We start from the raw sequence: 18,154 nt of genomic DNA, 5'->3' as shown, positions 1-18,154 counted from the left end.
CTGGTCGTCTGCCCCGACACCCGCACCGCCCAGCACTACTCCCGGCCCATCGACTCCGGACTGACCGGCTACCGCCCGCACCCCCGGGTGCTCGGGCCCGGCGCCATCCCGGCCATCACCGACCCCCGGCAGGCCGCCGCCCACCCAGAACTGGCGGCCCTGGCGGTCATGGCCCACGGCCACGACCGCAAAGTCGTCGAGGCCTTCGCCACCGGACTCGCCGAACTCCCCGCCGAACACGCTCCGCAGTACTATGAATACGCTTACGACATGTCCGCGCCCGAGGCGCGGCGTCTCCTGGAGGAGATCATGAAGTCTGCCACCTGGCCCGTCTACAGCCCCTTCGCCCGCGAGCACTACGGCCGCGGCCGGGAGGACGGCAAAGCAGAGGGCAAGGCGGAAGGCAAGGCGGAAGGCAAAACTGAAGGCAGGGCCGAGGAGGCCGCCAGGCTGGTCCTGCTGGTGCTGAACGCCCGCGGCCTCGACGTCCCCGACGACATCCGCACCCGGATCGCCTCCTGCACCGACCTCGCCCTCCTGGAGACCTGGGCGGCCCGCGCGGCGACCGCCCGGACCACCCACGACCTGTTCCACGAGACGAGCGAAGAGAACCACTGACGAAAACCCGCCCACGAGCCGAACGGGGGCCCGGCGCCCCCGCTTCGGACACCTCGTGGGCACGCTCCCATACCCCGAGAGAGCGCTTTCTTCTATTCTTGGCCAATGGAGCTAGCGGAGATCCGCACCTACCCCCTCAAGTCCGCCAAAGGCATCTCCCGCCCATCCGCCCGGGTCCTTCCCTGGGGCCTGGAGGGCGACCGCCGCTGGGGCGTGGTGGACCCGTCGGGAGAGCTGATCTGGGTGGGCGAGTACCCCCGGCTCCTCTCGGTTTCGGCCGTCGAGACCCCCGAAGGCGGTCTCCACCTGTCGGCGGAGGGCTTGGGCGAGATCAAGGTTCCCCCCGCCACCGGTGACACGATCCCGCTGGACTGCTCCACCCTCGATCGGGCCGTACTCGCCCACGCCGACGCCCACGAGTGGTTCACCCGCCTGCTCGGCAAGCCCGCCCGCCTCGTCTGGCTGGACGATCCTGGACGCCGGACCATCACCGAGAAGCAGGGCGGCCTCTGGGACGGCCCCCTCCATCTCGTCTCCAGGAACTCGCTCCGGCTCCTGGACGACTGGATCACCGAAGGCGCCGCGGAACGCCAGGAGCAACCCCCCGGCCCCCTCGACATCGCCCGCTTCCGGCCCAACGTCGTCATCGACGGCGAGGAACCCTTCGCGGAGGACGCCTGGACGTCGGTCCGCATCGGGGAGGTCGACTTCCGCGTGTCGGTGGCGTGCGACCGCTGCGCCACCACCATCTGGGACCCGGCCACCCAGGAGCGCGGCAAGGAACCCCTGAGAACCCTGGCCAAGCATCGCCGCTGGGACGGGAACACCTGGTTCGGCATCCGCCTGGTGCCCAGGAACCTCGGCGAGCTGAGGGTCGGCGACGAGGTCCGGCCGGGCTAGTCCTCAGCTCTGGATTCAGGACGATCGGCCCCATCTCGGGGCAGGTCAGCGGAACCCCCGTCTCATCGAGGCGACGACCCCGCCGGCCGTGATGAGACGAATCGGCTCTCCAGCGGCGGAAGGCCGGCCGGTGACCGTACCATACCGTATGGTACGGTCAGGTGATCCCGATTCGAGGAGAGACATGTCCGCATTGCCCGACCCCGTCTGGCCGGTGGTCCTCCTGGCGCTCATTCAGGCCGGGGACGCCGTCATGTGCATCAAACCCGTCCCGTTCATCGCCCGGTGCCTTGAGGACGTGAACTGGCCGCGGCGTCACTGGTGGATGCTGCCGCCGCTGAAGTTCGCCGCGGCCGCCGGCCTGATCCTCGGCATCCGGCTGCCGTATCTCGGCGCCGTCACCTGCGCCGCCCTCGTGCTCTACTTCGTCGTCGCCATCGGAATGCACATCGCGGCCCGGGACTTCGGCCGCAACCTCCTCCTCAACGCCGTCGGCATGCTGCTGATCTGCGTCGCCGTCGGCGTCTACGGCTTCCTGGCATGACGCTCGCGAGCGTCCTGACGAGCGCAGGCCATTCCATACCCTGTGGTACGTTCGCCGGATGAGCACGGCACGGGCCCGGTGGCTGGACGAGGGCCTGAAGGTCCTCGCGGAGGAAGGCGCGGCAGGGATCCGGATCGACCGGATCGCCGCCCGGCTCAACCTGTCGAAGGGGTCGTTCCACCATCACTTCGACGGCGCCGACGGGTACAAGAAAGCGCTTCTCGCCCACTTCGAGCGCCTTTCGATCGAAGCGCTGGAGAACGCCATCTCCGAGGTGGGCGAATCGGCCGGTCCCCGAGCCGTCCTCACCCGACTGACGAATCTCGTCGGCTCCGACGGCGCGGGGCTCTACCGGCCCGAGGTCGAGACCGCACTGCGGGCGTGGGCGACCTGGGACGCCGACGTGCGGGCCGTGCAGACCCGCCTCGACGAGGCACGGCTGGCCGCGCTCCAGCGGGTGTGGCGACCGGCCGCCGCCGGTGACGAGGAGGCCCGGACCGCGGCCCTCCTGCCCTACCTCCTCGCCGTCGGCGCAACCCTCGTCTTTCCTCCCGTCGGCCCCGACCGCCTTCGCGACCTCTACGAGCTCCTCCTGCCCCTCGTCCCCGAGGGACCCGCCGTGTGAGCGTCACCACGGTCTCCGTGCCGGTCGCCTCCGCCTCGTCGGCGGCCGGCCAGGATGAGCAGGCCGGTGGCGGAGAGCGTGGCGATCATGATGACGATTTGCACACTGTAGGTGATGTCCCGGGTGGGCAGCAGCATGTTGGCGATGTGGGAGCCGGTGTGCACACCGACCGCCGCCCACAGCGCCCCGGTACGGGCTCGCGCGGCCGCGCAGGCGAAGCCGAGCGCGGCCGCCTGGCCCACGTAGAGCAGTCGCTCGACGGGGGTGTCGGCCGCGCTCTGGGAGATCAGGTGCATCGCGCCGAAGCCGATCGACACCACGGCCAGCACCACCGGCGGGATCAACCGGCCGGACAGGGTGTCGAACAGGTGCCCCCGCCACAGCAGCTCCTCGGGAAAAGCCTGGCTGAGCAGGGCGAACGCGATCGCCAGCGGCAGGTACGGCAATCCGGCCGTGACCATCTCCCAGGGCTGCCAGGCGGCGACGCCGACCGCCACCGAAAGGGCGTTCGCCGCGGCCATCCCGGCCATACCCGCCAGTGCGCCCAGCAGCAGGTGCAACGGGGCCCGCCGGGATCCCGTCAGGCCGACGCCCCGCCACGGCTGGCGGCCGAGGCGGCGGATGAGGTAGACCAGCCCGAGCGAGGCCAACGTGATGCCGATCATGCCGAGGGGCCGGTAGAGGACGTTGTCGCGTTCGAGGAGCAGCGTCACGGGGGCGGTTCCGATGATCACCTGCGCGAGCATGGCGACGGCGGTGATCAGGACGGCCCAGACGGGATGGGTGACTCTCATGAACCGCCACGCTAGGGAGCGGGCCGTCGTGCGGCATCGGCCCGCGGGAGGAACCGACCATGACGTTCGTCATGGATCTTTGGGGGGATCACACCGGCGGCGCGAGAAACTAGGGTCGTGTCGTGCCGCGTCGTCGGATGCCCCGTGTCCCCGGGCCGCCTTCCCCGGTCCAGCCGCGTGACGCCGGTCCACCGCCGCTGCTGAGCGTCGTGTTCTGGGTGGTGCTCGCCGCCACCGCGCTCACCTACGCCGTGCACGCCGGAACGTCCGGCCTCCCGATCGCGCGGATCGCGGTGTTCGGCGCCAACGTGGCGCTGGTGGGCGCGCTGTGGCTCGTGCTGCCGTGGCGGCGCATCCGGGGATGGCGGGGGCCGGCGGCCGTGGTGTTCCTGGTGGCGACGTTCACGCTGGGGCCGGCCGGCTCCGATGAGATCCACCAGTTGCTCCCGCTCATCTCCATCGCCAACCTGGCGTTCGTCTACGGCATGCGGACGGCCGCCGTGATCGTCGGCTGCCTGTGCTGCGGCCTGTTCCTCTCGGTCGTGAAGGTGTACGGGCGCGGGATCCTGGACGCCGTCGCGCAGACCGTACCCCTCGTCGTGTTCGCCACCTTCGTGCTGGGCATGATGTCGGCCGTGCTGGAGGCGCGGCGCAGGCGTGAGGAGGCGCAGCGGCTGCTGGCCCGGATCAGGGAGCTGACGGTCGCCCGGGAACGGGCGCGGATGGGCGCGGAGATGCACGACTCCGTCGGCCACCACCTGACGGTGATCAAAATGGGCCTGGAGAACGCGGAACGGTTCCGGCACCGGCGTCCCGACGCCGCCTGGGACGAGGTGAGCCAGGCGAAGGACCTCACGCGCCAGGCGCTCGCCGACGCCCGCCGCTGGGTCCGGGCGCTGCGCCCGCTCGCGCTCGACGGGCACGTCGGCAGCGCGGCGCTGCAACAGCTGGCGGCCTCGTTCGACGGCACGGGGCTCAAGGTCTCCTTCGAGGTCACCGGTGAGGAGGTGCCGATGGAGCCCGACGTGGAACTCGTGCTCTACCGGATGCTGCAGGAGGGTCTGGCCAACGCCGTCCGGCACTCCGGCGCCCGCCGGGTGAGGGGCGGCCTGGCCTTCCTCGGTGACCGGGTCGTGCTGACGGTCACCGACGACGGCGGTGGACGCCCCCGCGACGCGCACGGCGGGTTCGGCCTGCGCTCGCTCGCCGAACGCGCCCGGGCCGTGGGCGGCACCCTGGTCGCGGGCGACCGCCCCGGCGGCGGTTTCGAGATGCGCGCGGAGCTGCCCGTCCGCCCGGGAGCGGCGGTGTGAGCGCCGTCAGGGTCCTGCTGGCCGACGACCAGGAGCTCATCCGCCAGGGGCTGCGCAAGATACTGGAGATCGAGGAGGGCATCGAGGTCGTGGGCGAGGCCGCCGACGGCGAGGAGGCCCTGCGAGCCGCCGGACGGTGCCGTCCGGACGTGGCGCTGGTGGACGCCCGGATGCCGAGGATGAACGGCGTCGAGCTCATCACCCTGCTGTCGGTCCGGTATCCGGCGGTGGCCTCGGTCGTGCTCAGCACGTTCGACGAGGACGACTACATCTTCGGCGCGTTGCGGGCCGGCGCCGTCGGCTACCTGCTCAAGGACTGCACTCCGGCGGAACTGGTCGACGCCATCCGGCGGGCCGGCCGGGGCGAGACGGTGCTGGCCTCCCCGGTGGCCGCCCGGCTGGTCGCCGAGCTTCGCCGCTCCACCACACCGGCGCTACCCGACCAGGAGAGGCTGTCGGTCAGGGAGGCGCAGGTGGCCCGGCTGATCTCGACCGGGGCCACGAACCGGCAGATCGCCGACCGGCTGCTCATCACCGAGGGAACGGTGAAGAACCACGTCACGAACCTGCTCCGCAAATACGGCCTCCGCGACCGCACGCGGCTCGCCCTGCACCTGCAGCGGACCCACCGGCCCTCACCGTGACGTCCGGATCCGTACCGTCAGCGTCCGGGTGGGGCGGCGTCCGAGAGTCAGCCGGCCCGATCGCCGGATCGGACCGATCGACGTTCCCAGGCCAGGGCCACGACCAAACCGATGGCATAGGCGACCAGGTCCCATGGGTCAGGGAACGCGCCGACCAGGACACCGCCGACGCCCGGCGGGGTCACGCCGGCCATTTGGTAGAACTCGACGGCGATGGCGATCGCGGCCGCGGCCAAGATGCGGCGTGCGGCAGTGGTGCGCCACAGCAGCCCCAGGAACGCGTAGACCAGCATGGTGGCGCCGACGTCGCTCACGTAACCGCGGACGAACGGTTGTCCCGGCCCTCGGTAGAAGAGGGCGAACGCGCCGACGGCGAGGGCGAGGCCGCCCAGAAGGACCATGGCGCTGCGCATGAGATCGACGTCTTCTCCGAATCTCAACGATCAGGACGAACTGATCATAGGGCCCGTCCCTTACGGCGGCATGCCGGTTGCACCAGGTCGGCCCCCGCCGAGTGCCGTCCTTCCGCTCATCGGCGGTTCGGGGAACCGGATTCTGCTGGCCGGTTTCATGCTCCTCGTTCTGGGAGCGGTGTTCGCGTTGATTCCGGTGGTGACAGCGCCACGTCGCGCCGGCCCGGACATCTCCCGGCATCCGACCTGTGGAAGGCCGATCGCGGCGGTTCGACATGGCCTGGAAAACTCCAGCCCATCGGCATCAGCCGGGATCGTCTGGTAGAGATCACCTGACTCATGCGGAGGGAAGGCGGACGAATCGGCCATCGGGCCGGGTTCTGATTCTGCATGCCCTCCGCCTGCGGCCCGGAGCCCCGCGCTGCGACCGGCCTGCGAGAAGGCTTCCGTTCACCGTCATCGCCCGCCGGGGTTTTCCGAGCACGTATGCCCGCGAAGTGTCCTCGGCCAGGTTTTCGCCGGCACACCACCTCTGCGGCCTTCCGGTTTCCAGCCGATGTCGTCGCCGACGCTCCCGGGAGTGAGGATCAGGATCGACGCCGGGAAGCAGGCACGGGAAAGAGGCACGCCCTCGTGAACCACACCCTCACCGAGAACAGACAGGCCATGTTCATCGATAAGGGCCGGACATGACTCGCCCGCCTCGAATGCACACGGATTCTCACTCGGGCTTGTCCGGATACGGTGACCGAGCCAGAATCAGTTTATCCTTCAACTACTTAGCTGGAGGGACACTGCACGGATGAGGAGAGGCATGAAGCGCACCATCTCCACTCTCGCCGTCGTCACCGGCGTCCTCGGCGCCACGCTCACCGGCACCGGTCCCGCGTCCGCGACCACCTCCGAAGTCGACTGCTCCGCGGGCGGGTACACCCGGGTTCTGAACAGCTACGTTCCCACCAACATCCAGCGACCGGCGATCGACGGTCGTAGCTACAACATCGGCGGACCATCGGCGTACTCGTACGAGATCTGCCTCGACATCCCGGACACCTCGACGTTCGCGATCGAGATACGGATCTGGTCCAACGGATCCATGCGGGTTGTCACGGACGACCGGCCCGGGGACAAGGTCTTCCGCTACTCGATCGACGCCAACAGCTTCTGGCAGGTCTACGGCACGCTGACCGGACCTGACAGCACCTACATCTACTACACCTGGTACGAGAAGCAGATCCCGGCCTGACCGCGACCCCGCGGGCTCTGCGCGCGGGCTTGGATCACATGGCCAGAGCAGCAGGGATGCGATGGCGACCAGGCGCCCGCGGGAAGTCGTGCGCACAGGGCGACCCCCGGGCGGGGCCCGGGGGTCGCGCTGAGCAGCTCAGAGCTGCTCAGAGCTGCGGAGCGGCTGAGCAACTGAGCGGCGGAGGGTCAGCTCGCCGCGGGCCGGCAGGCGCGGTCGCCGACGAACAGGTCGTCGACGGCCCACCAACCGGACAGCTGCCCCCGGTAGTGGAGACGGACCTTGACGTCGGCCTGCCCGTTGGCGGCGGCCAGCGGGACGACGTGGACGGCCGGGCCGGGGGCGCCGGGGAAGCCCTTGGCCGACCAGACGGTCTTCCAGGTGCGTCCCCCGTCCACGCTGAGGTCCACGCCGGTCGTGGAGTTGACCGCGGGTTTCAGGTCGTGGGCGAACTCGAGGGTGGCCGTGGTCCGGCCGGTCAGGTTGTAGGAGGGGCTGGTCAGGTAGGTGTCCTGGAGATGGCCCTTGCCGGAGTGCAGGGAGTCGACGATGGCGAAGCCGCCCTTGCCGCCGGTGTGGTTGCCCCGCTTGCCTGCGTCGGTGAAGACCCAGCCGGGCTGGTAGGCGTAGTTGGGGATGCGGGGATCGACGTCGGTGACGGTCCAGCCCTTGGGCTTGGCGGTGCCGTCGAACGGCTGGGTGCTGCCGTCGCGGACCACCTTGTAGCCTCGGGCGACGCAGGCCAGGGAGACGGTCAGGCCGACGTCGAGCCGCCCGCCCGTCTCGCCCATGGTGACCTGGCGGACGGCCGGGTCGTAGCCGGGTTCGGTGGAGCGGATGGTGACGGTGTAGGCCAGCGACGGGAGCAGGGGCAGCCGGTAGGCGCCGGTGCCGGGGTCGGACTCGGCGCTCCAGGTGTGGCCCTTGCCGTCATCGGCGGTGACCTTCGCGGCGAGCCCGCGGCCGAGGCCGGAGCCGTCGGTGACGGTGCCGGTCAGGTCGATCCGGGCGGTCGGCGGTAGCGCGATGTCCCGGGTGGCGGAGTCGTCTTTGCTCAGCGTGACGGTCGCGGTCGTGGTCTGGTAGCCGAACGCCTCGGCTTTGACCTGGTACTCGCCCGCGATGAGCGCGTAGTCGTAGGCTCCTTCGGCGCCGAGGGTGGAGGTGCGGGTCAGCGGGCCGGTGACGGTGACGGTGGCGCCCTGGACCGGCTTTCCGGTGGCGGCGTCGGTGACGGTGCCCGCCAGCGTGGCGGTGCCGTTCGTGCCGGCGTCGACCAGGGCCAGGGCGTCCAGGCGGCCCTCACCGTAGACGGCGTTGTCGGCCGCCGTGCCGCCGCAGGTGGTGTCGTCGGTGTCGATGGCCGACAGGTCCAGCAGCAGGCGGGTGCCCTCGACGTCGCGGGCGTACTCGGGGCGGGCCGACCACAGCAGCGCGACCGCTCCGGCGACGTGCGGCGCCGCCATCGAGGTCCCGTCGTAGAAGGCGTAGCCGCCGCCGGGGATCGACGAGCGGATGCTCACGCCGGGGGCCGAGATGTTCGGCTTGATCTCGCCGTCCTGGCCTGGGCCGCGGCTGGAGAAGCTCGCGATCTTGTTGTCGGCGTCGTACGCGCCGACCGCGTAGTTGATGATGCGGCCTCCGGGCGTCCCGGAGGTCTGGCAGCCGGGGCCGTCGTTGCCGTTGGACCAGATGCCCATGATGCCGGAGGCCGCCCAGGCGAGCTGGATGTCCTCCATGAACGGCTGGGTGGTCAGCGGCGAACCCCAGGAGTTGTTGACGATGTGCGGCCGCTTGGACACATCCGGGTGGGACCCGGACCGGTCGGTGGGTGCGAGCATCCACTGCGAGGTCGCGACGAGGGCCCGCTCCGAGCAGGTGTCGCTGGAGCAGCCCTTGCCGGCGATCCAGCGCACACCCGGGGCGACGCCGATGCGGTTGCCCTGGCCGTCGTCGCCCGCCATGGTGCCCATGGTGTGGGTGCCGTGGGAGTTCATGTCGCAGGGCGCGCCGCTCCCGCACTCGCTGAGCGGGTCGAACCAGTTGTAGTCGTGGGTGAAGGTGCCGTCGCCGTTGTCGCCCCGGTAGCTCCCGACCAGCGCGGGGTGGTCGTACTGCACGCCGGAGTCGATGTTGGCGATGACGATGTCCTCGCCGCGGCGGCCGGTCCGCTCCCACACGTCATCGGCGTTGATGTTGGTCAAGCCCCAGGTGAGACCCGTCGCGGCGACGGCCCCGGAGGGCTTGCTCCGGATCGGCTCGGGGACGGTGTACGTCGCGGGCGCGCGGATCTCCTCGACGCCGGGCAACTTCGCGATCTTCTTGGCGAGCGCCTCGGAGGCGTTCTCCACGTAGACGGCGTTGGTGACCCAGAACGCCTCGGACTTCACGCCCTCGGCCTTCAGCAGCCTGCGCAGCGGCTCCTGGGCGCGGCTGGCGTTGGTGTGCAGGCGGTCGACGACGTCCTGACCGCGGGCGGTACGGCTCTTGGCCTTCGCCGCGGGCGCGAGGTCGGCCCTGCCCGACATGCGCACCCAGAGGTCCGTGGTGGCGTGCTCGGCGAAGCTCGCCAGCACGGCCGGGGTGATCACCGGCTCGTCCGCGGCGGCCCGCGCCGGGGTGGCGCCGGTCAGGACGACGCCCAGCATGCTCAGGGCGCACGCCATCGCGGGCGCCGTACGGGGGAATCTCACGTCACTTGCTCCCGCAGCTCAGGTGGGCGATCAGGCGGCGGGACAGCATCTGCGGGTAACCGATCTCGGAGGGTTCCGTCCGATAGGAGGAGCCCGTCAGCCACACGTCGTCGGGGCCGCTGCCGTCCACGTCGAAGAAGACGAATCCGTACGCCTCCGGCTGCTCGCCCTGAGGCTTGGCCTCCTGCCAGGCGGCGCCGTCCCAATGTCGCAGGTGGAACACGCCCTTGCTGCTGTCGTTGGTGATGGCCCACAGCTTGCCGGGGGCGGGCGCGTACAGGTTGCGGATCTCGCTGCCGTAGGGGCCCGTCGGCGGCGGGGTCATCGTGGTCCAGCTCCGCCCGTCCCAGTGGAGCAGGAGCGGCTCCGGGTTGCTCTGGCTGCCGGAGATGCCCGCCGCCCAGACATCGCCGGGGCCGGACGCGGTGACCGCGTACAGCATCCCTTCCGGGCCGGTGTCGGGCAGCGCGGTGCCGGTCCAGGACTTGCCGTCGTAGTGCAGGACCAGCGGCTGGTACTTGCCGGTCTGCTCGTTTCTGCGGTACCCGGCGGACCAGACGTCGGTGGCCGACACCGCCTTCACCGACTGCAGGCTCGCCCAGGCTTCGCGGGCGGCGGGGTGGTCGGCCGCCGTCCACTCCGTGCCGTCCCAGCGCTGGATGAGCGCGCCGCCCTCCGTACCCTCGGTACGGCCCACCGCCCACGCCTGGGCGGAGTCCACCGTGGCGACGTCCGACAGCCACGACGGGCCGGTCTCGGGGTTGTTCGGCACCGCGGCCGGGGTGAGCGTCCAGCGCCCGCGGTCGAGGCGGGCCAGCACACCGGTGCCGTCCGGCTGGTAGGCGCCGTGCAGATTGACGAGTGACCAGCCGCCGGTGGCGTCGAACGAGCCGCTTCCCACCTGGAAGCGGTTCACGGTCCGCGCGGGCACGGGGATCTGCGGGCCGTTCTCGGCCAGGGAGCGGCCGTTCCAGCGCAGCGACCGGGCGCCCCCGTCGAGTTGCTCGGAGAAGCGCACGTCGCCGCGGGCGACCACGTCGACGTCGACGACGCCCTGGCTCGCGGGAGCGTCGAGCATCTTCCAGGTGGGCACGCAGGGCGCCGGCGCCCCGGCGCCGGCCGGGGTGGTGGTGATCGCGGTGAGGGCCGTGCCGAACAGGGCGGTCAGGCCGGCCGCGACGGTGGCGCGCCGCAACCGCCGGAGCGGGGATCGTGGTGTTCGCATCAGGGGTCTCCTAGAAGGCGCCGGTGCCGTTGGGGGTGCCCATGCCGCTGGGCCCGTCGTAGCCGCGCACCGCGGTGCAGATGCCGCCGCCGCCGCAGGCGCCGTTGCTTCCCGCGGTGACGTCGTTCAGGTACCGGGAGGCGGCGTAGAGCCGTTTGCCGGCCGGGATGGCCGAGTCCGTGCCGGCCAGGCCGTACACGCCGGCGATGAACGCCGCCGCGACGGGGGTGCCCGCGGCGGTGCCCCACCCGCCCAGGTGGGAGCTGTAGACCTGGACCGGGGTGTCGGCGGAGGCCACCGCCGAGACGTCGGCCACGGTGCGCCGGGTCCCGCAGGCTCCGCGCGGCTGCCAGGCCGGGCGGAGCTCGTACATCGAGCAGCCGGAGGCGGTGTCGCGCCAGACGGACTCGTTCCACCCGCGGGCGGTGGCCGGGTCCCGGTAGAGCTGGGTGCCGCCGGCGGCGATCACCGACGGATAGGCCGCTGGGACGGTCTGGCGTCCGCCGCTGTTGAAGCCCATGCCCGAGGGGGCGACGACGGCGGTGCGGGCGTGGTCGAAGTGAGCGGCCTGCGCGCCCTGGCCCTCGTGCTCGGCCACGCCCCACATGGGCACGACCGCGGTGGCTCCCTGGGCGGCGGCCTGGTCCACGGCCGCCGCCATGCTGGCCAGGGACTCGTCGTCGGCCTGCACCAGCAGGAGCTTGCAGTTGGGGCAGGCGGCCGCGGCGACTTCCAGCCCGATGGTGCTGTGCAGCGACCAGGCGGGGCTCGGGGCCGGCGGGGTGTCGCCTCCGCGCTGGTTGACCTTCCTGAAGCAGGGGAAGTCGGCGTCGCACGGAGGCATGCCGTTGACCTTGCGGTACTCGGCCAGTTCGTCCTCGGCCGCGACGTTGTCGTACGGGGACACGATGGCCACGATCTGGCCGCCGCCCAGCCAGTCCGCGGGGAGCCGGTAGGCCTCCTGCAGGTCCTTGGCGGTCAGCGGCCCGCCGCCGGTGGTGTCGGCGCCGTTCGGCAGCGGGCGGTCGCCGCCGATGGCGGCGCGCAGCAGGCACGTCGCCTGCCCGGGGTCCTCGGGGCAGGCGGCGTTCGCGGCCGGCGGCGCGGCGGCGGAGGCGGCCGGGGCGAACGAGGTCAGCGGGGTCAGCGCGGTGAGCAGCATCGCCACCACTCCGCCGAGCGTCGTCATCCGATGGATGCGCATGTCATGTCTCCCGGTCAGCCGGCGAGCCGGTAGGCGCGGATGTTGGTCTGGGTGACGGTGCCGCCGTCGGCGGCCTGCGCCGTGACCCGCAGCGACACCCAGCGGACCGGCTCGGAGTAGTCCGGGTGCGTGATCGGCGCGGAGAACGTGCCGCCGGGCCCGGCGGTGGCGGCCTTCGGCTCCGACCAGGTCGTGCCGTCGTCGTAGGACACCTCGACCGTGGCCTTCACGCGGGTGGGCGGGGCCTGGTGCTCCTGGTGTGAGACCCGGAAGCCGACGTCGAACGCCTGCCCGGCCTTGGCCCGGGAGTCAAGGTCGAGCGCCAGGTTCCAGTGCACGAACAACAGCGGCAGGAAGGAGCAGCCCCGCGTGGGGTCGGCGCACTGGAGGGTTTCGGGCGGCGCGGCGGCCGCGTCGCCGGGGCCGGAGCGGAACGTCCACTCGGTCCGGCTCTGCGACTGGGCGTTCGCCTGGCTGGCGAAGTTCCACACCAGGCGGTAGTCCGCCGGGCGGGGCAGCAGCGGCAGCGTCACCGGTGCGGGCAGGTAGGGCGAGTAGCCGCCGGTGCCCAGGTCGAAGGCGGGCTTGCCGTCCCGGTGGAACGTCAGCCGTGACGCGGCGTACTGCTCCTCCGCCGAGTGCAGCGGCTCGGAGTCGGCGAATCCCGTCAGGTAGACCGTGCCGAGGGAGCCCTGCCGGCAGGCCAGGCAGACCTGCAGCAGCGGTTCGTCCACCCGCATGTCCGGGGTTCCGCCCATCCCGGGGCGGGCCTCCTGCACGTAGGTGGCGCCCGCCGACGGTGTCCTGGGGCCGAGGTTCCACACCTCGCGGACCTCCTGGCCCGGACGCAGCTTGCGGCGCACGCCGTAAACGCGCTCCATGGTGTCGGTGCCCACGGCGTGCTGCCAGTAGACCTGGTCGGGCCTGGTGCTGTAGACGTAGTCGACGCGCTCTCCGGTGGCCGGCAGGTTGCCGTGGCCGGCGTCGGACCACCCCCACGGCAGGAACACGTACGACAGCCGGTTGAGCGGGCCCGGCGAGACGTGGTCGGACGCGGTGTTGTACAGCGTCGACCGCACCGCGGCCAGCTCCGACTTCTTGACGGCCTGCGTCATCGTGGCCGGGACGGCGTCGCCGTAGGGGAAGACCAGTTTGTAGGTCGCGCCCATCTGCGGACCGGAGTCGGCGTTCTCGGCCAGCATGGTGAAGCCCGCGAAGTTGAAGTGTCCCCGCTTGACCGGCTTGGTCGGGGTGACGTACAGGTCGGGGCTGCCGGTGACCGGGTCGGAGATGGTCTTCCACAGGAAGCCCGCCACCATCCCGGACGGGCTGACGCCCGTCTGGTCGCCCGCGACGCTGGTGCGCAGGAACGCCAGCGAGTCGGACCGGATCAGCGGCGCCTGCGGCGGTGTGGCCAGAACCGGCCGATACGGCACCGCGCTCCGGGCGTCCAGCACCACGCTGGTGTCGGAGGTGACCCGCACCTCGGGTTTGATCACAAGTGCGGTCTTCGCCGTGAGGTCGGTCCCCGGGGCGGTGAGCACGGTGGCCATGATGCTGTAGGTGCCTTCGGGCACCATGAACGACTTCTTGTCCTCGCCGGGGAAGGCGAAGCCGAAGGTGGCCAGGGCCCCGTCGTCAACGTTCTGCACCGCGCCGATCATCGTGCCGGGAGTGCCGTCGCGGTCGATCGAGTCGACGGTCAGCATGTGGTAGCGCAGGCCCCCGCCGGGGGCCTTGGCGGCGGACGCGTCGGCGGCCAGCGGCGAGGGCGGAGGTTCGGGCGCGCCCTCGGGGACGGCGAGCTCGATCCGCTCGACGCCGGGCAGCGTGCCGACGGCGGCGCCCTTCGCGTCGCGCCAGGTCTCGGCCAGCAGTCTGCCCAGCGCGGCGGCGTCCTTCTTGGTGACCGTCGCGGTGGCCGCGCCGTCGTCGGCGGCGGTGACGCTGGTGGCGGGCAGGTCCTCGGCCTGGGCGCGGCCGGCCCGCACGGTGACGGGGAGGGTCGCGCTGCGTTCGTCGTCCAGCTTGGCCCGCACGAGGTAACCGATGTTGAACAGGCGCATGTCGATGGTCTTGCCGAGGTACGGCACCGCCTCGGACGGCACGACGTAGGTGTCGCCGCGGAGGGTGAACTGCGAGAACGTGCCGCCGGCCGGGGAGCCGCCGGGGAGCCTGCTGACCTGCTGGCCGCCGTGCTCATCGATCTCGACCTGGAAGCGGTCGCCGGTCAGCAGCGTCACCGTGGAGGTGCTCGCCTTGCCGGGCGGGGTCGTGGGGCCTGCGGGGTTCACGGGGTTCACGGTGATCGCGGCGGGGTCGCGCGGCGGGGCGGCCGCGGCGGGGCCGGCGAGACCGGCTCCCGCCAGCGCCAGCGCCAGGCCGGTCGTGGCCAGGCGCGCGAGGCCCGACCTGTGCATCGTCATCTCTGTTCCGCTTTCTGCCCGCGCCGGTACGGCAGGCGGACGACGTGGTGGTTCACAGCGGCTCGTGCGCGCCGTCGGGCGGGGGCTCGTCGAGGAGGTGCTGCTGCCCCCCGGCGGTGTCCGGCTCGGTATCGGGTGACGTGTCCGGCACCGTGCCCGACGCTGTGTCCGGCTCGATGTCCGGCTGATCGTTGCGCATGGAGATCAGGATCGAGCGGACCCACCTACATCGCGAGTCGGCAAATCACCCAATTAATGGGGAAAAGACGTTCTATGTCGGTGTCTGGTCCAGCAGTCCCTCGGCGGCGGCCACGGTGACCAGCGCGGTGCGCGTGGTGACCGACAGCTTGCGCATGGCGGCGCTGAGGTGGCGTTCCACCGTGCGCGGCGACAGCGTCAGGATCTCGGCGATGCGCTTGTTGGTCCACCCGCGCGCCGCCAGGGCGACGATCTCCACCTCGCGCGGGGAGAGGCGGTCGCCGTAGCCCCTGCGCCCGCCGCGCCACGGGCGGGCCACCTCGACTCCCTGCTCGCGCAGCAGGTGGGCCACCCGGTCCGCGTCCCAGCGTGCGCCCAGCTCCGTCAGCAGCCGCTGGCTCTGCTCCAGCACGGTCAGGCCCCGCTCGCGCTCTCCCGCCTGGAGCAGGCGGCGCCCCTGGCGTTCGGTGGCGAGCAGCCGGTCATAGGGGCGTGGCAGCTCCGCCCACGCCGCCGCGGCCCGGCCGAACAGGCCGGCCGCCGCTCGCGGGTCGGCGGTGACCATGGCACGGCAGGTCAGGACGGCCGCCGCGGCGGCGGGGGCGTTACGGCCGGACACCCCGGCGGCGAAGGCCGCCACCAGGCCGTCACGCTCTCCCGCCCGCCCGGCGGCCAGCAGGGTGTCCAGATGGACCGGCAGGACCTCCGTGGCCCACAGCCACACGTCCTTTCCGGCGATCATGTCCATCACCGGCTCGGTGATCTCCAGCGCGGCCTCCGGCTCGCCGCGCGAGAGCAGGATCCGCGCCAGCGCGGCGTCGGGGAAGATGAACGGATCGGCGTGTCCGCGTGGGAGGCTGGCGGCCAGGACCTCGCGCAGCCGACGCTCGGCCCGCTGCGGGACGCCGCGTGCCAGGTCCAGCAAGCCCTGGATCATGCGCGCCTCCAGGAGGGTCGCCTCGTCGGCCGCCTCCGAGCCGGCCAGTTCGGCGGCCACGTCGTCCAGTCCCTCCCACCGCCCGTCGTGCCAGGCCAGGTGCGCCCGCGCCAGCCTCAGGGCGCCCTCGATCCGGCGATACCCCACTCGCTCCACCAGCGCCGCCGCCGAGTCCAGGTAGGCGCGGGCGTCGTCGTGCCTGCCCCACAGCGTGCAGAACTGGCCCGCCATCAGGCGCCCGCGGGCGATCTCCTGACGTTCCAGCCGGCCCGCCCCGTCGGCGGGGAGGCTGCGCGCCACCCGCCAGCCGTCCTCCTCGCCGAGGCTGAGCAGCGCGGCGACCTGGTTGCTGAGGAAGGCGGCCCGCTCGACCGGCCCGCTGATCAGTGGGAAGAGCTCCTCCGCCCGGCCGGCCCAGGCCAGGTGCCGCGTGCGGGGCCAGGCGCGGATCATCGGGTTCGCCAGCAACAGCATGGCCTGGACGGCGAGCTCGGGCCGGTCCTCCAGATCCGGCATGGCGGCCTCCAGGCCCACCATCGCGGCCTCGAACTCACCCAGGTGGAAGCGGAGCCGGCCCAGCCGCAGCCCGATCTCTCCCCTGGCCCGGGCCGGCAGTCCGGGGTGGGCGAGGGTCTCCTCCAGCGCGGTGCGGACCCGCTCCCCCAATCCCAGCAGGGGCTCGGCGGTGACGGAGACGGCAACACCGAGCCGCCGCGCCAGGCGGACCCGGCGCTCCACCGGATGGTCGGCGGTGGTCAGCAGGTCCAGCATCATGGCGACCGTGGTGTGGCCGTCACCCGCCTCCAGGGCGAGCTCGGCCGCCGCCTCGGCGTAGCGGCACCACTCCTCGACGTCGCCGGACTCCCGGAAGTGGCGGCACAGCCGTACCACGGGCGGATGCTCGCCCTCGCGCAGGGCCAGGGCCGCGCGGTGGTGCAGCCTGCGGCTGGAGGGGATCGGGGTGGCCTCGGCGACCGCGCGCGAGGCCAGCACGTGGCGGAAGGCGAACGTTCCGCGCCCGGCCTCGCGCAGCAGGCCCGAGGCGAGCGCGCCGGTCAGGCCGTCGCGGGCGGCGGGTTCGCCGAGGCCGGCGACCGCCGCGATGAGCGCCTCGTCGGCGGGCGCCTCCAGCACCGCGGCGGCCTCCAGCACGGCGCGGGTGTCCGGAGCGAGGCGGGCGACGCGTTCCAGGACGGAGTCGCGCATCGTGGGCGGGACGCGCAGCTCCTCGGTGATGCGGCGGCGCCAGCCGCTCTCGGACCGGAAGATGTCACGCCGGGCGCGCAGCAGGCGCACGGTCTCCTCCAGCGCGAGCGGGATGCCGCCGGTGTGCTCGTGCAGGAAGGCCGCGAAGCGATCGGACACGTCGGCGGTGGCGAACATCGACTCCACCAGTGCGCGGGCCTGCGGCACGTCCAGCGGCTCCAGCGAGATGCGCTCCCAGGCCATGTTCCTGGGCGGCCGCGAGGTCAGGCGCAGCAGCGGTGAGCCCTCGCCGACGTCCAGTGGCCGGTATGTGACCACGATGGAGCGCTTGGCGTCCCGGGAGGCGGCCAGGGTGAGCAGCCAGTCGAGCGTGGCCGTGTCCGCCCAGTGCGCGTCCTCGACCACCAGTACGTTCACGCCGAGCGCGTCGATCAGCTCGCTGAGCGCGCGAAAGAGCCGGTGCCGGGTCTCCTGCGGGTCGGGCAGCGCCTCCAGCGCCGGCGGCAGCCACGGTGCCCACTCCGGGAACAGCGGGCGCAGCGCGCCGGCCAGTGGGCTCAGTTCCAGCTCGCCCAGGCGGTCGTGGAAGACGCGCAGCCCGTCGACGACCGCGCCGAGCGGGAAGGGTTCCTCCAGGGGAGGGCAGGCGGCCATGAGGACCACGCGCCCGCGCAGGGCGGGGGCGGCCAGGCACTCGTCCAGCAGGCGGGATTTGCCGATGCCCGCCTCGCCTTCGACGAGCACGAGAGCGGGCCGCGACAGCGCGGCGACCATCGTGGCCATGGCGTCGTCACGGCCGATGAGCGCCGGTGTGAGCGCGTCCGGTTGTGCCACCTGCGACACATCAGTCTCGTTCATTCTATAAAGGGGTGTATATCACGCTCCTGCTTCATCGGCGGGTTGAGGCGGGGACGAGCTTCGGGCCCGGCCCCGGCGAGGTCGATGATCGGGTGGTCCGTGGTCCTTCGCGCACGCCACCGTGCCGGCCGTTCGTATCCCTGTCTCCAGGTCAGGGCGGGAAAGGCGGACGAGTCGGCCTGTAGGCCGGGTTCTAATTCGGCAAGCCCACGACCTGCAGGGGAATAGGCGGCACCTGCTTTTACCTGGCAAAACGCTCTCGTCGTTTGACAGTGCTTGCCGCCTCTTCTCGGAGCGCTGTGCCCTGGCT

15 protein-coding genes are annotated in these 18,154 nt (G+C 72.1%); 7 read left to right on the top strand and 8 right to left on the bottom strand.

Annotated elements, in window-relative coordinates:
* The 4 genes from ACFYSC_RS24525 to ACFYSC_RS24510 all read left to right on the top strand — a co-directional run.
* The coding region (locus ACFYSC_RS24525) for a hypothetical protein (protein ID WP_389965882.1) at nt 1–618 on the top strand (618 nt) is incomplete at its 5' end.
* A 105-nt stretch (nt 619–723) separates the two neighbouring features.
* Complete coding sequence (locus ACFYSC_RS24520; protein ID WP_389965879.1) at nt 724–1,518, top strand: MOSC domain-containing protein; 795 nt, start codon at nt 724–726, stop codon at nt 1,516–1,518.
* A 184-nt stretch (nt 1,519–1,702) separates the two neighbouring features.
* Nucleotides 1,703–2,062, top strand: a complete 360-nt coding sequence (locus ACFYSC_RS24515) for a DoxX family protein (RefSeq protein ID WP_389965876.1) — start codon at nt 1,703–1,705, stop codon at nt 2,060–2,062.
* Between the two features lie 58 nt (nt 2,063–2,120).
* The gene (locus ACFYSC_RS24510) at nt 2,121–2,687 is read left to right on the top strand and encodes a TetR family transcriptional regulator (protein WP_389965873.1); all 567 of its coding nucleotides are present in this window, start codon (nt 2,121–2,123) and stop codon (nt 2,685–2,687) included.
* Here the strand turns inward: ACFYSC_RS24510 and ACFYSC_RS24505 are convergent.
* The gene (locus ACFYSC_RS24505; protein WP_389965870.1) at nt 2,642–3,481 is read right to left on the bottom strand and encodes a type II CAAX prenyl endopeptidase Rce1 family protein; all 840 of its coding nucleotides are present in this window, start codon (nt 3,479–3,481) and stop codon (nt 2,642–2,644) included. The two genes, ACFYSC_RS24510 and ACFYSC_RS24505, sit on opposite strands and share 46 nt — an antisense overlap.
* 122 nt (nt 3,482–3,603) lie before the next feature.
* Between ACFYSC_RS24505 and ACFYSC_RS24500 the strand changes: the two genes are divergently transcribed.
* Complete coding sequence (locus tag ACFYSC_RS24500; RefSeq protein ID WP_389965867.1) at nt 3,604–4,794, top strand: sensor histidine kinase; 1,191 nt, start codon at nt 3,604–3,606, stop codon at nt 4,792–4,794.
* Nucleotides 4,791–5,438: a response regulator gene (locus ACFYSC_RS24495; RefSeq protein WP_389965864.1), complete on the top strand. Its 648-nt coding sequence runs from the start codon at nt 4,791–4,793 to the stop codon at nt 5,436–5,438. Before ACFYSC_RS24500 ends, ACFYSC_RS24495 begins: the two co-directional genes overlap by 4 nt.
* A 47-nt stretch (nt 5,439–5,485) precedes the next feature.
* Here the strand turns inward: ACFYSC_RS24495 and ACFYSC_RS24490 are convergent, their stop codons facing one another.
* The gene (locus ACFYSC_RS24490; RefSeq protein ID WP_389965861.1) at nt 5,486–5,851 is read right to left on the bottom strand and encodes a DUF2809 domain-containing protein; all 366 of its coding nucleotides are present in this window, start codon (nt 5,849–5,851) and stop codon (nt 5,486–5,488) included.
* Nucleotides 5,852–6,665: 814 nt separating this feature from the next.
* On the opposite strand from ACFYSC_RS24490, the gene ACFYSC_RS24485 reads away from it, so the two are divergent.
* Nucleotides 6,666–7,097 (top strand): hypothetical protein, encoded by a 432-nt coding sequence (locus ACFYSC_RS24485; protein WP_389965859.1) that lies wholly within the window; start codon nt 6,666–6,668, stop codon nt 7,095–7,097.
* 188 nt (nt 7,098–7,285) lie between these two features.
* On the opposite strand, the gene ACFYSC_RS24480 is transcribed toward ACFYSC_RS24485, so the two are convergent.
* From ACFYSC_RS24480 to ACFYSC_RS24455, 6 genes are all read right to left on the bottom strand, one after another.
* A complete protein-coding gene (locus ACFYSC_RS24480) occupies nt 7,286–9,790 on the bottom strand; it encodes a S8 family serine peptidase (RefSeq protein ID WP_389965856.1) in 2,505 nt (834 codons plus the stop codon).
* Nucleotide 9,791: 1 nt separating this feature from the next.
* The gene (locus ACFYSC_RS24475; protein ID WP_389965853.1) at nt 9,792–11,015 is read right to left on the bottom strand and encodes a hypothetical protein; all 1,224 of its coding nucleotides are present in this window, start codon (nt 11,013–11,015) and stop codon (nt 9,792–9,794) included.
* Nucleotides 11,016–11,025: 10 nt separating this feature from the next.
* A complete protein-coding gene (locus ACFYSC_RS24470) occupies nt 11,026–12,219 on the bottom strand; it encodes a hypothetical protein (protein ID WP_389965850.1) in 1,194 nt (397 codons plus the stop codon).
* Between the two features lie 14 nt (nt 12,220–12,233).
* Nucleotides 12,234–14,645, bottom strand: coding sequence for a hypothetical protein (locus ACFYSC_RS24465; RefSeq protein WP_389965847.1), 2,412 nt, complete (start codon nt 14,643–14,645; stop codon nt 12,234–12,236).
* 52 nt (nt 14,646–14,697) lie between these two features.
* Complete coding sequence (locus tag ACFYSC_RS24460; RefSeq protein WP_389965844.1) at nt 14,698–14,844, bottom strand: hypothetical protein; 147 nt, start codon at nt 14,842–14,844, stop codon at nt 14,698–14,700.
* A gap of 72 nt (nt 14,845–14,916) precedes the next feature.
* The gene (locus ACFYSC_RS24455; protein WP_389965840.1) at nt 14,917–17,844 is read right to left on the bottom strand and encodes an AAA family ATPase; all 2,928 of its coding nucleotides are present in this window, start codon (nt 17,842–17,844) and stop codon (nt 14,917–14,919) included.
* Nucleotides 17,845–18,154: the final 310 nt, after the last annotated feature.

It is taken from the genome of Streptosporangium sp. NPDC004379 (assembly GCF_042873875.1).
Taxonomy (GTDB): domain Bacteria; phylum Actinomycetota; class Actinomycetes; order Streptosporangiales; family Streptosporangiaceae; genus Streptosporangium.
Note: the sequence above shows the minus strand (reverse complement) of the source record. Positions and strands in the feature narration are given on the sequence as shown.

What these genes read in the sequence shown, in the direction of transcription:
- ACFYSC_RS24520 (WP_389965879.1), top strand. Translation starts at nt 724, where the DNA reads ATGGAGCTAGCGGAGATCCGCACCTACCCCCTCAAGTCCGCCAAAGGC.
- ACFYSC_RS24515 (WP_389965876.1), top strand. Translation starts at nt 1,703, where the DNA reads ATGTCCGCATTGCCCGACCCCGTCTGGCCGGTGGTCCTCCTGGCGCTC.
- ACFYSC_RS24510 (WP_389965873.1), top strand. Translation starts at nt 2,121, where the DNA reads ATGAGCACGGCACGGGCCCGGTGGCTGGACGAGGGCCTGAAGGTCCTC.
- ACFYSC_RS24505 (WP_389965870.1), bottom strand. Translation starts at nt 3,481, where the DNA reads ATGAGAGTCACCCATCCCGTCTGGGCCGTCCTGATCACCGCCGTCGCC.
- ACFYSC_RS24490 (WP_389965861.1), bottom strand. Translation starts at nt 5,851, where the DNA reads ATGCGCAGCGCCATGGTCCTTCTGGGCGGCCTCGCCCTCGCCGTCGGC.
- ACFYSC_RS24485 (WP_389965859.1), top strand. Translation starts at nt 6,666, where the DNA reads ATGAAGCGCACCATCTCCACTCTCGCCGTCGTCACCGGCGTCCTCGGC.
- ACFYSC_RS24475 (WP_389965853.1), bottom strand. Translation starts at nt 11,015, where the DNA reads ATGCGAACACCACGATCCCCGCTCCGGCGGTTGCGGCGCGCCACCGTC.
- ACFYSC_RS24470 (WP_389965850.1), bottom strand. Translation starts at nt 12,219, where the DNA reads ATGCGCATCCATCGGATGACGACGCTCGGCGGAGTGGTGGCGATGCTG.
- ACFYSC_RS24465 (WP_389965847.1), bottom strand. Translation starts at nt 14,645, where the DNA reads ATGACGATGCACAGGTCGGGCCTCGCGCGCCTGGCCACGACCGGCCTG.
- ACFYSC_RS24460 (WP_389965844.1), bottom strand. Translation starts at nt 14,844, where the DNA reads ATGCGCAACGATCAGCCGGACATCGAGCCGGACACAGCGTCGGGCACG.
- ACFYSC_RS24455 (WP_389965840.1), bottom strand. Translation starts at nt 17,844, where the DNA reads ATGAACGAGACTGATGTGTCGCAGGTGGCACAACCGGACGCGCTCACA.